The organism is Bradyrhizobium sp. 155 (assembly GCF_023101105.1).
Lineage (GTDB): Bacteria > Pseudomonadota > Alphaproteobacteria > Rhizobiales > Xanthobacteraceae > Bradyrhizobium > Bradyrhizobium canariense_D.
Genome location: NZ_CP064704.1, coordinates 1,824,459 through 1,837,551, shown reverse-complemented (window position 1 = coordinate 1,837,551; position 13,093 = coordinate 1,824,459). Strand labels below are relative to the sequence as shown.

General features: G+C 63.6%; 12 protein-coding genes. 2 read left to right on the top strand and 10 right to left on the bottom strand.

The window, feature by feature from the left end; all coding sequences use genetic code 11:
• Positions 1 to 282: 282 nt before the first annotated feature.
• Together IVA93_RS08960 and IVA93_RS08955 are read right to left on the bottom strand one after the other, a co-directional pair.
• Complete coding sequence (locus tag IVA93_RS08960) at positions 283 to 1,869, bottom strand: DHA2 family efflux MFS transporter permease subunit (protein ID WP_026232690.1); 1,587 nt, start codon at positions 1,867 to 1,869, stop codon at positions 283 to 285.
• A 25-nt stretch (positions 1,870 to 1,894) separates the two neighbouring features.
• Complete coding sequence (locus tag IVA93_RS08955) at positions 1,895 to 3,211, bottom strand: HlyD family secretion protein (RefSeq protein WP_026232689.1); 1,317 nt, start codon at positions 3,209 to 3,211, stop codon at positions 1,895 to 1,897.
• A 194-nt stretch (positions 3,212 to 3,405) separates the two neighbouring features.
• Between IVA93_RS08955 and IVA93_RS08950 the strand changes: the two genes are divergently transcribed.
• Together IVA93_RS08950 and IVA93_RS08945 are read left to right on the top strand one after the other, a co-directional pair.
• Positions 3,406 to 4,041, top strand: a complete 636-nt coding sequence (locus tag IVA93_RS08950) for a TetR/AcrR family transcriptional regulator (RefSeq protein ID WP_018454218.1) — start codon at positions 3,406 to 3,408, stop codon at positions 4,039 to 4,041.
• 53 nt (positions 4,042 to 4,094) lie between these two features.
• Positions 4,095 to 4,430, top strand: coding sequence for a DUF6665 family protein (locus IVA93_RS08945; RefSeq protein WP_018454217.1), 336 nt, complete (start codon positions 4,095 to 4,097; stop codon positions 4,428 to 4,430).
• 152 nt (positions 4,431 to 4,582) lie between these two features.
• Here IVA93_RS08945 and IVA93_RS08940 read toward each other — a convergent pair whose 3' ends face one another.
• The 8 genes from IVA93_RS08940 to IVA93_RS08905 all read right to left on the bottom strand — a co-directional run bounded on the left by IVA93_RS08940 (position 4,583) and on the right by IVA93_RS08905 (position 12,969).
• Positions 4,583 to 5,368 (bottom strand): potassium channel family protein, encoded by a 786-nt coding sequence (locus IVA93_RS08940; protein WP_018454216.1) that lies wholly within the window; start codon positions 5,366 to 5,368, stop codon positions 4,583 to 4,585.
• 226 nt (positions 5,369 to 5,594) lie between these two features.
• The gene (locus IVA93_RS08935) at positions 5,595 to 5,783 is read right to left on the bottom strand and encodes a hypothetical protein (protein ID WP_085385390.1); all 189 of its coding nucleotides are present in this window, start codon (positions 5,781 to 5,783) and stop codon (positions 5,595 to 5,597) included.
• 285 nt (positions 5,784 to 6,068) lie between these two features.
• Complete coding sequence (locus IVA93_RS08930) at positions 6,069 to 6,797, bottom strand: Crp/Fnr family transcriptional regulator (protein ID WP_018454215.1); 729 nt, start codon at positions 6,795 to 6,797, stop codon at positions 6,069 to 6,071.
• 32 nt (positions 6,798 to 6,829) lie between these two features.
• Positions 6,830 to 8,224 (bottom strand): amidase family protein, encoded by a 1,395-nt coding sequence (locus IVA93_RS08925; RefSeq protein ID WP_247294884.1) that lies wholly within the window; start codon positions 8,222 to 8,224, stop codon positions 6,830 to 6,832.
• A gap of 62 nt (positions 8,225 to 8,286) precedes the next feature.
• On the bottom strand, positions 8,287 to 9,294 hold the full coding sequence (locus IVA93_RS08920; protein WP_247542070.1) for a taurine ABC transporter substrate-binding protein: 1,008 nt from the start codon (positions 9,292 to 9,294) through the stop codon (positions 8,287 to 8,289).
• 29 nt (positions 9,295 to 9,323) lie between these two features.
• Complete coding sequence (locus IVA93_RS08915; RefSeq protein WP_085349106.1) at positions 9,324 to 10,163, bottom strand: ABC transporter permease; 840 nt, start codon at positions 10,161 to 10,163, stop codon at positions 9,324 to 9,326.
• Entirely contained in the window at positions 10,160 to 11,458 is a 1,299-nt protein-coding gene (locus IVA93_RS08910; protein WP_018454213.1) for a M20 family metallopeptidase, read from the bottom strand. The genes IVA93_RS08915 and IVA93_RS08910 overlap by 4 nt, the downstream gene beginning before the upstream one ends.
• A 320-nt stretch (positions 11,459 to 11,778) precedes the next feature.
• Positions 11,779 to 12,969 carry an extensin-like domain-containing protein gene (locus tag IVA93_RS08905; protein WP_026232685.1) on the bottom strand — a complete coding sequence of 397 codons (1,191 nt, stop codon included), beginning with the start codon at positions 12,967 to 12,969 and terminating at the stop codon, positions 11,779 to 11,781.
• Positions 12,970 to 13,093: the final 124 nt, after the last annotated feature.

Genomic DNA, 13,093 nt, shown 5'->3' with positions numbered 1-13,093 from the left:
ACACAGGCCGGCCGCGAGGGCCGAGACGGCGTCACTTAAAGTTGGTTTTGACTTGGGAAGCGGAGCGATCGGGACTAGGAGCCCAATCGAAGCTGGCGGAAGAGGCCTCTAGGAGGCCGAGCACATACCGAGCCAGAACATCATCGAGCGCGGGCGTGCGATCTGCGAATGCGACGAAATCATGCAAATCCTCCCGGTTCGATGGAATGAGGTGCGCTTTATAGATGTGTCAGTGGTGATTTGCAACGGGGCTCGCGCGAGATCACGCACGAGTGTTGCAAATTAGTGCGCGTCGCCGCTGGCGCCGAACGGCGAGGCCGGCCTTTTCAACAGTGTGACGAGCAGGGTGAGGCCGAGATAGAACAGCGTCAGGATGAAGAAGGCATCGCCGAAGCCCATCACCACGGCCTGGCGATGCACGAGCTGGCTGAGCTGCTTCATCGCCATTAGGGTGGAATCGCCAAGCCCCTGAAACTTCTGCATGAACATAGTCAGGGTTTCGGTCGCGGTCGCGTTGCCCCAGGTCACACGCTCCTGCAGGCGCGTAATGTGCAGGTCGGTGCGGTCATTGAGCACGGTGTTGATGACGGCGAGACCCACGGCGCCGCCGAGATTGCGCATCAGGTTGAAGAGGCCCGAGGCGTTCTTCACCCGGTCGGGCGCCAGCGTGCCGAGCGCGATGTTGTTGGTCGGCACCATCGCGAACATCATGCCGATGCCGCGCAGGATCTGCGGAATCAGCAACTCATAGAAATCGTAGTCGCGCGTGATCCAGGTCATCTGGTAGGAGCCGAGCGCGAACACGACGAGCCCGAACGCGATCATGTAGCGCATGTCGTACTTCGCCATGAGACGCCCGACCACCGGCGCGATCAGGAACATGGTGATGCCCGAGACGAACATGGTCTCGCCGATCATCAGTGCGCTGTAGCCACGCACTTCGGCGAGGTAGCGCGGATAGATGTAGGTCAGGCCGTAGAGGCCGATGCCGATGCAGAACTGAAGGACGCAGCCGATCGCGAAATTGCGGTTGGAAAAGGTGCGTAGATTGACGATCGGCTCGGCCGCCGTGAAGACGCGCCAGAAGAAGGCGATCGCCGAGATGCCGCAGATCCAGGCGCAGATCGCGACCGAGGGGTCCTGCATCCATTCATATTGCGGGCCTTCCTCCAGCACGTATTCCAGCGTGCCGAGGAAGCCGGCCATGAACAGCAGCCCCCACCAGTCGAAACGGTCGAGCAACTCGAAATGCGGCTCGTCGAAATCGACCAGCGCCAGCACGCCGATGGTGATGCCGATGCCAGGCACGATGTTGATGAAGAACAGCCAGTTCCAGGACATCAGGTCGGTGATGTAGCCGCCGACAGTTGGCCCGATGGTCGGAGCCAGCGTTGCGACGAGCCCGATGATGGGACCGACGATGTGGAATTTGGTGCGTGGGAAGACGGTGTAGGCCGAGGCGAACACCGTCGGGATCATGCCGGCGCCGAGAAAACCTTGCAGCGCGCGCCACAGGATCATCTCCTCGATGGTGGTGGCGAAGCCGCAGAGCAGGCTCGATGCGGTAAAGCCTGCCGCCGAGATTGCGAACAACAGCCGCGTGCCGAAGGCGCGCGACAAGAATCCCGACAGCGGGATCGCGATCACTTCGGCGATCAGATAGGCGGTCTGGACCCAGGAGACCTCGCTAGAGCTTGCCGACAGGCCGGCCTGGATTTCACTCAGGGACGCCGAGACGATCTGGATGTCCAGGATCGACATGAACATCCCGAACACCATGATGATGAAAGCGAACAGCCGCTTCGGCGCGATGCGCTCCGAGGCGGGGTCCGCCATCATGGCAGGTAAAGCGGTCGTGACGTTCGCCATGGTCTGACCTCGCGGCGCAGGCGCGCTACTGCGGATGGATCATGGTGGCGTCGTCGAGATCGACCTCGCTGTCGGCGTCGGCCGCGCCCTTGTTGGTGTCGACCGTCGCAGTGACCGACATGCCGGCGCGGAGCAGGTTTTGCTTCGCGACCGACTTCGGCACCCGGATGCGGACCGGCACGCGCTGCACGATCTTGGTGAAGTTGCCGGTGGCGTTGTCAGGCGGCAGCAGCGTGAACACCGAGCCCGCGCCCGCTGCGATGCTGTCGACGACACCGGAGAACTTGCGCATGCCGTAGGCATCGACCTTGATCGTCACAGGCTGGCCGGGGCGGATGCGCTTGAGCTGGGTCTCCTTGAAATTGGCGTCGATATAGACGTTATCGAGCGGCACGACGTTGCCGAGCCGCTGGCCAACCGCGACGAAATCGCCGGCACTGACGAGGCGGTTCGAGAACGTGCCGTCGACCGGCGCGCGCACCGCGGTGAAAGCGAGATCGCGCTCGGCCTTGGCCAGCGTGGTCTTGAGCTCGGCGAGCTGCGCCTGCGCTTCGGCCTGCTGCGCCTTGGCGACGTCGACATTGCTGAGCGCGACGTCGTAAGCGGCCTGCGCGGCCTTGACCGCGGCAGCGCCCTGGTCGCGTCCGGCTTCGGAGCTCTCGAAGGTGGCGCGCGAGGCAAAACCCTTGTTGCTCAGCGCCTGCTGGCGCTCATAATCGAGGTCGGCGCGCTTGAGGCCGGCTTCGGCGGAGACGAGCTGCGCCCTGGCCTGCGCGACCTGGCTGTCGAGCGCCGCGACCTGGCGGCCGATGCGATCGATGGTGGCCTGCTGGGTCGCGATCCTGGTCGCGGCGGCGTCGACCGCGATCTTGTAGTCGCCGTCGTCGATGCGGAAGACGATGTCGCCGGCGCGCACCGTCGTGTTGTCGCCGGCGAGGATCGCGGAGACGTGGCCGGCAACACGCGCGCCCAGCATGGTGTTGTTGGCGCGGACATAGGCGTCGTCGGTCGCAACGTAGAAGCGGCCGACCAGCGTGTAATAGCCGGCATAGCTCGCCGCCGCGAGCGCCAGCACGAGGCCTACTCCCATCATGACGAATTTGCGCTTGCCGGACTTCGGCGCGCCGGCGGCGGGCGCGTCTGGGGCTGCGGCCGGCTTGTCGGTCACGGGCTTCTCCGGCGCCTCGCTGGGACGGCGCTTGGTTTCCTCGGCCACATGAGAGCGCAACTGCTCGGCGAGAGCCACAGACGTCTCGGTGGCAGCGTCACCACCCGCGGGCGTCGGCGTCTCCACGGCGTCCGGGCGAAGGACGCGCGCAGCCTGGTCTCTCACTACGGCCATGGAGGCCTCCCCAAAAAAGCGCGATGAGGGACAACCCCGCCCTACGGCCGGTTCCCTCTCACCCATCCCAAATATCATTGACCGAACGGTTCGGTCAATATAGATAATACCCGAACGGACCCTACCGGCCCGAATCCTTTATTTCGGTTTCATCACCCTGGACCGATGCAAAAACTTTCCGAGACCCTGAACCAATGGTTGTACCCGGCCGCGAACATCTCCACGTCGTCCAGGAGGAGGACAGTTCCAAACGCCGCCAGATCCTGGACGGGGCCCGCAAGGTGTTCATGGATCTCGGGTTTGACGGTGCCAGCATGGGCGAGATCGCCCGCGCTGCGCAGGTCTCCAAGGGCACGCTTTACGTCTACTTCGCCGACAAATGCGCGCTGTTCGAAGCCATCCTCGAGCAGGAGGCGCTCCAGCACGGGCAGGTCGCGTTCAATTTCGATCCGGCACGCGATGTTGAAACCACGCTGAAGGATTTCGGCCGGGCCTACAACCGTCTGCTGTGCCGGCCCGGCGGCGGATCGGCGATCCGCACCGTGATGGCGATCGCCGAGCGCATGCCCGATCTCGGCCGCCGCTACTATGCGCGGGTGCTGGACAAGTCGATCAACCGCCTCTCCGACTATCTCAAAGCCCACGCCGCCGCCGGCGATCTCGATATCGACGATTGCGATCTGGCGGCGTCGCAGTTCATGGAACTGTGCAAGGCCTCGCTGTTCCTGCCCTTCGTCTTCCAGGCCGCGCCCGCACCGTCGGAAGAGCGCATGAGCGAAGTCGTCGACAGCGCGACGCGGATGTTCCTGGCAGCGTATCGGGCGAAGTAGCGGCAAGGCGGGCCTGCGTTGCAGGCCGCTCCGGCGGCATTATATTCGGGCTCATGTCCCGTGATCTCCGCCCGCCCATCGATATCCTCCATTACGAGATTGTCCAGGAACAGGCCTCCGCGCTCGGACGGATGGGCCGCACGCTCGAACAGGCGCTGGCGCGCCTGCGCGAGTTCGACGCCGCCCATGCCCTCCCCGAGGTGCCGGCCGCGATGCAGCCGGCCCGACGCAAGCTGGTGATGGAAGCCGGCCACGCGCTCTGGATGTTGGTGGTGCAGCGTGAGGCATCCGGCTTGCGCGACAGCCGCCACATCATGCGGACCTACAATGTCCCGGCCGAGGTGCAGTGCTGCATGGGGCTGGTGCCGGCAGCGTCGAAGCCGGCCTGAAATGATTTCTACGGGGCGCTAGACAAGGCCAGCCGTTACCACGGCAACGATTGCGATGGCTGCGAGCGCCTAGAAAGAGGCCATGGTCGAATGGCCGCTTGGGCACAGATTCTGATGATGGCAATACGTTTCGATCGCCGAGGTAGCAACAGCTACGCCAAACCTTCATCGGGAATATTGAGAACAGCGCCGCATGCTTTGCAATGCACGGCATCGCTCTCATGCCGCTGCAGTCCGCAAGTTGGGCAAGGAAATCTGACCTTGTTCGGACTCAACAATGCGCGCGCAAGATTGAAGAACAGGGTTACGCCGAAAATCATGATCACGACGGTTATCAAACGACCTATTGTGCCTGGCAGGGTGATATCGCCAAAGCCAGTCGTCGTCAGCGCGGTCACAGTGAAATACAGCGCGTCAGCATAATTCCGAATCTGATCGTTACGAAACTTCTGGGTCTCGTAGACTATCCCCGTCATGACAAATATGAAAACCGCAAGATTGGTGACGGCAAAGATGACCCCCTCGTTGCGACGGAAGAACGACGAATCCATGCGCAACCTGGCGAGCATCTGGTAGTCACGAAGCATTCCCAGCGTCCGCAAAATCCGCAGAAAGCCGCCAGCCTCGCCAGCCAGGGGCGCCAGGAATGAAACGATGGCGACCATGTCAGCCCATGTCGAGAGGCGGCCGAACTTTCGAAGCGGATGCCGGTCGGCGAGTAGCCGTGCTGAAAAATCGGCCAATATCATTGCGCCGAATAGCAGGTCGAAGGTTTCGATGATCTCACTGGGGTGCAGGAACGACGTCCCGATGATGAACAGTATGGTCACAACATCAAACGCGAGCAAAGCATAGCGGAAACCAACGGCGCTGGGCGTTGTACCCTCGTAGAGGCGACGGACGCGGCTTCTCAGGGAGGTGTGGTTCACAGCTGCCATGCTCGCAGTTTGCACAGATGATAGCAGCTGGGACAACCTCGCGCCCTGGGAGATCTAAGTCAGTGCGACGAGTTCGAGCTAGTCGACGCTTCCGTGACAGTCCGCAGCACAAGCGTCAGGTGGCTGTTACCGGGATGGATTGTCGTCGGCACAACCTCGATGCTATCGGCTCCAAGTTCGCCTGCTTTCTTCCACTGAAACGCAGCGCCGGATCTGCTGTAGACATTCACCCTTTTTGTTTCTCTTCCGCGCTTCTTCCATCCGAGCTTTTGGAGCGTTCTTCGAAGCGGTCAGCGCCCTTCGCTAAATCGTGTCCCGTCTTGCTCTCGTTTTTCGCTTCGTCCTTAGCAGCCGCCTCGCGCAGGCCTTCAGCGGCGCGTTCCCCAGCTTTTGACGATTTTCGTTCGTCATCCATGTGAAGCACCTTTCCTGATAAACAACACGCTTCTCCAGGACTAATCCGTGCCTGTCCCAGATTGGCCATAACAAACTTCAACCGGATCGCTTGGAGATTGTTCCAGTTCGGTTGAAGCTAGTGCGTTTGCTGGCCCAAAGCTGATGTCAGACGAGCCGCGCAGTCCCTGTGCGCTAAAGGACTATCGAAGATTACAAACAGCATGTGCGCTCCGGTCACAAGCGCCCATCATGCTCAAGGCGGACACTTCCGTTGCGTCGGTAAGCTGACCTTATTGGTTCACGCCTAGTCCGCCACCTGCTTCCTCAACGCAGCGAGATCGTTGACGACCATCTTGGTCGGGCCGGTCCAGATGATGCCGTCGTTCTGGAGGCGGCTGAGGATCAGGCTGATCGATTGGCGCGTCGCGCCGATCATGCGCGCGAGATTGGCCTGCGTGATGCGACCGAGCGAGATCGGGCCGCTCTCGTCCTGGGCTGCGTTCTCGCACAGCTTGACCAGCAGCAGCACCAACCGTTCCGCCGCCTTCTGCCCGGCCAGCGTCTGCGCCAGCATCGAATAGGTCTCGCCCTTGAAGCCGAGGCACTCGATCAGCGCGACTGCGAACGGCGGCGACTGCGCGATCAACCGGCGGACCGCATCCTGGTCGAGATGCAGTGCTTCGACGCGCCCGAGCGCGCGGGCCGACCAGCTGTGGCGGTGATCGCCGAGGATATAGGGCGCGCCGACGAAGTCGTCGGCCTCCCAGGTCGACAGCATCAGTTCGCGCCCCTGCGTGCCGGCATGGGTGCTTTCGACGATCCCGTTCAGGATGATGTGGATGCCGTTTGCGGGCTCGCCCTCCCGCAGCAGATATTCGCGGTTCTGGTAGGTCGCGAGCCTGCCGGTTCGCATCACGAGCTCCAGATCGGGCTTGTCCAACGCCTTCAGCACATAACGTCCGGTCCCGGGCCGTGGCAGGTCGGCGCGCGGCTCAACTGGATCGGCCACCTCATGCGCATCGCTGCGCCCCACGATCGGTCTCCCTTCGAGTGACGGCTCGAAGGCTAGGAGGTCTCCGCTCGGATTGCAACGCGGCGCAGATGTTCTGGCTCGGCCGAAGCCCCCATGAAAGCGCAAGCCAGATCGGTGAGCAGGCGCTCCCGGCCGGCCGGCGCCAGGAACGTGATGCCATAGGGCACGCCGGCTGCGGTGACGGCGTTCGGAACGGCGATGGCGGCCAGCCCAAGCGGGTTGGCGTAGTTGGTGTAATAGCCGTTGTTGAAGTTGGCCGTCAGCGGATCGCGCGCGACGTCGTCGATGCTCAGCACGGTGCCGACCGTCGGCACGACCAGCGCATCATGAACTTGCCAGAAATCGCGCAGCGACCGCTGGACCTCCTTGACCTTGTAGAGCGCACGATAGGCGTCGGCCGCCGTGAACTTGCGGCTGCCGATGACGAGGTCGCGCACGATCTTCACGCCCGCCTCCGGGTTGGCGTCGAGGAATGCGCCGACCGACACGTCCCGCTCGGCGAGGAAAGGTCCGAAAAACATCAAATCGTTGACCGAAATGAACGGCGCGAAATCGACCAATGCGACCGACAGATCGAGCTGCCGCAGCTTGCGGAGTCCATCGCCGAACAGCGCCTCCGTCTCCGCATTGCCGAAGAACCTGAGCTGATCCGGACGCGGCGTTGCGATGTTGAGCGGCCGCGCCGGAGATGCCTGCTCCGTCCATCCGGCGGAATCCACCGGTGAAAAACAGTCCTCGACATCGCGCCGCGCCAACACGCGATAGATCTCGTGGCCATCGCGGGGATCGCACGTGTAGAGCGAGATGGTATCGAAACTACGGCACGCGTAGACCATGCCGCGCTGACTGAAGGCGCCGGGCGCCGGCTTGAAGCCGGTCACGCCACAATAGGACGCCGGCACCCTGCCCGATCCGCCGGTATCGGTGCCGAACGCAAAGGACGAGGTGCCCGTCGCGACCGATACCGCTGCGCCCGAGCTGGAGCCGCCGGGGATGTAGTCGGGGTTGTGCGGGTTGCGGGCGATGCCATAGGGCGAGCGCACGCCGACGAGGCCGGTCGCGAACTGATCCATATTGGTTTTGCCGAGATAGATCGCGCCGGCGGCGATGGCGTCGGCGACAACCGGGCTCGTGTCTTTCGCGGTGTAGGCGAATTCCGGGCAGGCCGAGGTGGTTTGCTCGTCGGCCACATCGATACAATCCTTGACCGAGAACACAAGGCCGTAGAGCGGCAGCTCGCCGATCTCGCCAATGCGGGCATCGAGCGCGCGGGCCTTCGCCATGACGCCTTGCGGATTTGCCGTCGAGATCCAGACGCCGCTCTGGTCGGCGTCATCGAGGCGCGACAACACGTGCGCGGCGACATCGGACGGCTTGAGCTCGCCGCTGCGATAGGCGGCGCGGAGGTGGCGAGGTGCGAGATTCATGTCGGTCACGTGCTTGCAGGAATTGACAATGTGCCGGCGAGGCAAGCCCGCCGGCACCGACCCTAGCGGCCGATCACCTTCTCCAGATAGGCGGGCTGGATGAAGGCTTCGAAGTCGGCGCGCGGCAGCAGCTTCGGCAGGCGCTCCTGCTTCACCAGGAAATCGGCGGTCGAGATCAGCGTGTCGACGAACTTGCCCTTTTTCGCGGATGTGCCGAGATACTCCTCCGTGAGCTGCGTGCTGCAGGGGATCATCCCGGTGCCCTTCATCATTCGCTGCGCGTCCTCGAGAGGCAGCGAAAGCTCTTCCGCGATGATTTCGGCAGTCTTCTCCGGGTTCTTCAGCCAGAAATCGATGCCTTCGCATTCGGCCTTGATGAACTTGTCGACGTAGGATGGATACTTCTCCGCGAACGCGTTCATGACGACGCCGATGTCCCAGGTCGGGTAGCCGCGCTTGGTCATCTCGCCCGAGGTGACGAGGATCTTGCCGCCGTTCTTCACGGCCTTGCCGAGATTCGGCTCCCAGAACCAGGCCGCGTCGATGTCGCCGCGAAGCCAGGCCGCCGCGATGTCCGACGGCGCGAGGTCCAGAATCTTCATCGAGGCGGGATCGACACCCTCCTCCTTGAGCGCCTGGAGCAGGAGGTAGTGCGTCGTGGAGCCGAACGGCGCCGCCACCGTCTTGCCCTTGAGGTCCTTGAGCGAGGTGATGTTCTTGTCGGCGCGGACCACCATCGACTCGACGTAGTCGAGCATGTTGATCACCAGGATGCCCTTGATCGGCAGGGAGCGCGTCGCGCCGATCGCGGTCGGCGGGTTGCCGAGGCCGCCGAAGTCGACGTCGCTGCCGGCGATCGCGCGCAGCATGTCGCCGCCGCCGCCGATCTTGACGTATTTGATGTCGACGCCCGGCATCTCCTTGGCGAGCAGGCCAAGATGCTTGGTGACCAGTTGCGCATTCACCAGGTTCAGATAGCCGACGGTCACCTTCGCCGGCTTGTCCTCGGCGCGGACTGCGGCCGTGAGCGCCAACGTGGTTACCGCGAGCGTCGCAATCAGTCTCTTCATGGAGGTCTCCCCTACGATCAGAATTGGATTCAGGCCCACGGCATCAACAGTTTCGCGATGCCGCGCATCATGAGGTCGAGCACGACGCCGGTGAGGCCGAGCACGATCAGCCCCATGATCACGACGTCGGAGAGCAGGAATTTCGCGGCGTCCCAGATCATCCAGCCGATGCCGGCGGAGGCGGCGACGATTTCGGCGGCGACGAGAACGGTGTAGGTGAATCCGAGCGAGATACGCATGCCGGCCAGAATCAGCGGTCCCGCCGCCGGCAAATAGACGTGAAACAGCAAATGGCGCCGGGTCGCGCCGAGCGACTGGGCGGCGCGCACATAGACCGGGTCCACGCTGGTGACGGCCTGGATGGTCGAGATGACGATGCCCGGCAAACCGGCAAGAAACAGCAGCGACAGCTTCGAGCTCTCACCGATGCCGAGCCACATCACCAGCAGCGTATAAAGTCCGAGCGGCGGCAGTGGCCGGTAGAACTCGATCAACGGATTGAGCAGCGCGCGTGCGTTGCGCGACACGCCCATGAGGACGCCGAGCGGGATGCCGATCAGGCAGGCCAGCGTGAAAGCCGTGAGGATACGATAGAGGCTTGCGCCGAGATGCTGAAGCAGCGTCGCGCCCTGATATCCCTTCGTCATCGTCTTGACGAACGCGGCCCAGACCGCCTGCGGCTTCGGCAGGAACAGCTCGTTGGCCCAGCCCATCTCCGTGACGATGGCCCAGCCGGCCAGCAGCACGGCCACGGTCAGCGTCGAGAGCAGCACCGATCGCGAGACCTTCGGAAGCCGCAGCCGGAAGCTGCCGCGTCGGGTGCGATCCGGCGAGATTGGAATCGTCATATGGGTCGCCTCGACGCTCATGTCCGCACTCCCAGGATCTGCATGATGGTCAGCGCGTAGATCCGCGTCGCCATCACCGACTTGGTGATCGAGATGTTCTCGTTGTCGACGGCCCAGCCGTCTTCTCCGGGACCGAACGTCACCGCATTGATTCCGGCTTCGCGGAAGCGGATCGTGTCGTTGAAGGCATTCTTGCGGTTGACCCCGGGCTCGCGGCCCATCAGACGCCGGTAAACCGCGCGCAAGGAGCGGCAGGGCTCCTCCTCGACCGGCACCGGTTCGGTCGCGTTGACGAACAGCGAGCCCGGCACCTGGCGCACCTCGACCTTGACGTCGTTCACGCCCGCAAAAGTGTCCCGTCCGAGACGCTCGATGTCCGCAATCACGCTCGATAGCGTCATGCCCGGCACGATGCCGACCACGGCGAGCGTGATGGTGCAGGCATCCGGGGAGAACTGCATCTCGCCGGGCAGGCCGGACCGAATCCGCACCACGGCGCAGCAGGGCGGCGTATGCCCCATGAACTTGCTGGGGACATGGGTGAACGCCATGTCCTTCAACCTCGGCAACAGCTTTGCCGCTTCCATGATGGCGTTGACGCTGATGTCCGGTCGCCAGATGTGCGACTTGATGCCGTGAACGGTGAGCTCGATCAGGCAGTGGCCGGAATTGGCCACCGACAGGTTCATGCCCCAGTCCGTGTTGACGTCGCCCCAGGCGGTCGGCTCGGCGGTGATCTCGTAGTCGGCGGTCAGGCCAATCTTGTTGAGCATGTAGATGGAGCCTTCGGTGCCGTTCCGCTCCTCATCGACGGTGTAGCAGCACATCAAGGTGCCATCGAACTTCACGCCCGCTTCGGTCAGCGCCTGCACGGCGAGCAAGGATGCCGCCAGGTTTCCGCGCGTGTCGGACGTGCCGCGCGCATAGAGCAGATCGCCGTGGCGCGTCGCCTTGAACGGATCGAAATCCGTCATGTGCCATTTCTCGGGCTCGACGGCCGGATAGGTGTCGAGATGGTCGTTGAGAATGAGCGAGGGGGCGCCGTCCCGTCCCTTGAGCACGCCCAGCACGTTCGGCCGGTGCGGCTGCGCGCTGTGCTTGGTGACCTCCATGCCGAGCGCTTCGAGCTTGCCCGCGACCAGCATCGAGATCGCCTCTTCCTCGGCGGGCGGCAAATCGGGATCCAGCGGATTGCCGGAACGGGGCTGACCGGTGCGGATCAGCTCGGATGCCAGCTCAAGCCAGCGCTCCTCCGTGATGCGCGACAGCACGCGCTGTTCGAGATCCGAATAAGGAGGGCTGACAGGCATCTGCATGACGGGATCCGCTGGCTCACGGCGCCGGCAGCGCCGCTTCGTGGCGGCCTCCTCATTGCAGCGACCGTGCCAACTGCGGGAAAAGCCCGTCACGGCAGGATTGTATTGATGATTTCAATGGCTTAGGCGAGATTTGCGCGTGCGCAAATTTTTGCGCCCGAGATGCGCTCTGCCAAAGACGCGGCGTCGACTGAACAGGCAGGGCTCAGCGCGAGGCGGGCCGGCATGGGGTCGTAGCCCGCATGGAGCGAAGCGGAATGCGGGAACGCCTTGCCTGGATTGCGCCGCCCGTAATCCAGGCTACGGGCCACGCGCAATCCTCAATCGTCGGCGTACTCGTCCTCTTCGTGCTTTCGCGCCATGCTCTTGCGCGTACCCAGCGAGCCGGTCACGGAGGGATCGCGTGCATTCGCATAGGGATTGCGCCCGCCCGCGCGCCCGGCGACCTCTTCGCCGGAGACGGCGGCGGGCTGGCAGATCAGCCGGCGGCTGGCGCGGCGCATCAGATCGACGTGGATGTGATCGTAATGATAGACGTTCGAGCCCGGCGCCAGCACCGTGGTGAAATGCACGCACGCGCCCGACTGCACGTCGCGCAGGAAGCCCTGCTCTTCCGGCATGCCGCGCCAGCCATCCTTCACGGTGACGCGGCGGCCGTCGGCGAGCACGAAGGCGGCGATGTCGAGCGCATTGCCGAAGGCGTGCTCGGAAATATGGGCATGCGAATTGCCGTTCATGCCGCGGCAGGAATAGGCGGAGATCTGCTTGATCTCCGCGACGCGGGTGCCGAACCAGCGCATCGCCGAGGGCTGCACGGTGTCGGCGAGCCAGCGGTCGAGCTCGGATACGATCGGACAGGCCAGCGTCGCAACCGGCTTGATCGCAACAGGGCCGACGGCGGTGACGGGATCGCCCCGTGCCGGACCAAGACGCGGCGGCGGTTGCTGCGCGGGCGCCTGCGAATACGGCGCCGGCCGCGCTGGATAGCTCGGCGCATTCATGTAGCGCGACGCGCCCGCGGCATCGGTGCCCTCGGGCGGCAAATCGATCTCGTCCTCCTGCTGCGCCACGCCGGGCGCATTCAACGGCATCGGGCCAGGCGAAGCGCCATAGCCGGAAGGCTGCCGCACCGCGCTCTCGGGATAGTTCGAGCGTTGCGGATAGTTCTGGCTTTGCGGGTAATTCGATCGGGGCTGCGTCACCGGCCAGCGCGGCTGGTTGCCGATGCTCCCGGGTGGTCGCAAATCCTCATCGGCAAAGCCGTAACTGCTCGAGCCTTCGCCGAGGGCGGCGACCTTGAGCGGAAACTCCGCGCCGCACATGCCCGGCCCGGAAATCGGGTCGATGCGGACGAGATCCGGCCCTTCTTTCACCGCGCCTGATTTCAGGCATGCGGCTTCGGCCTCGGCCCGCCACGGTTCACGTTCGGCCTGGAAGACGCCGCGTCCGCAACCCGCAAACGAAACAAGGACGATGGAGCCGACGAGATACAAACGAACTCCGCGCGTCATGCACGCACGTTCGGTGAATTTACTTAAAGACTCTTCAACGTGTTGATTTCAGTGTTCTTTAACCATGTCGGCCGGCGCCAGCAGGAGCGCTGCCGGTGACGAGCGACAGCAAGGCTGACTTTTT

Bases quoted from the DNA above. Each gene is read 5' to 3' on its own strand.
- IVA93_RS08925 (WP_247294884.1), bottom strand. From the start codon at position 8,224: ATGAATCTCGCACCTCGCCACCTCCGCGCCGCCTATCGCAGCGGCGAG.
- IVA93_RS08960 (WP_026232690.1), bottom strand. From the start codon at position 1,869: ATGGCGAACGTCACGACCGCTTTACCTGCCATGATGGCGGACCCCGCC.
- IVA93_RS08945 (WP_018454217.1), top strand. From the start codon at position 4,095: ATGTCCCGTGATCTCCGCCCGCCCATCGATATCCTCCATTACGAGATT.
- IVA93_RS08950 (WP_018454218.1), top strand. From the start codon at position 3,406: ATGGTTGTACCCGGCCGCGAACATCTCCACGTCGTCCAGGAGGAGGAC.
- IVA93_RS08920 (WP_247542070.1), bottom strand. From the start codon at position 9,294: ATGAAGAGACTGATTGCGACGCTCGCGGTAACCACGTTGGCGCTCACG.
- IVA93_RS08915 (WP_085349106.1), bottom strand. From the start codon at position 10,163: ATGAGCGTCGAGGCGACCCATATGACGATTCCAATCTCGCCGGATCGC.
- IVA93_RS08935 (WP_085385390.1), bottom strand. From the start codon at position 5,783: ATGGATGACGAACGAAAATCGTCAAAAGCTGGGGAACGCGCCGCTGAA.
- IVA93_RS08910 (WP_018454213.1), bottom strand. From the start codon at position 11,458: ATGCAGATGCCTGTCAGCCCTCCTTATTCGGATCTCGAACAGCGCGTG.
- IVA93_RS08905 (WP_026232685.1), bottom strand. From the start codon at position 12,969: ATGACGCGCGGAGTTCGTTTGTATCTCGTCGGCTCCATCGTCCTTGTT.
- IVA93_RS08955 (WP_026232689.1), bottom strand. From the start codon at position 3,211: ATGGCCGTAGTGAGAGACCAGGCTGCGCGCGTCCTTCGCCCGGACGCC.
- IVA93_RS08940 (WP_018454216.1), bottom strand. From the start codon at position 5,368: ATGGCAGCTGTGAACCACACCTCCCTGAGAAGCCGCGTCCGTCGCCTC.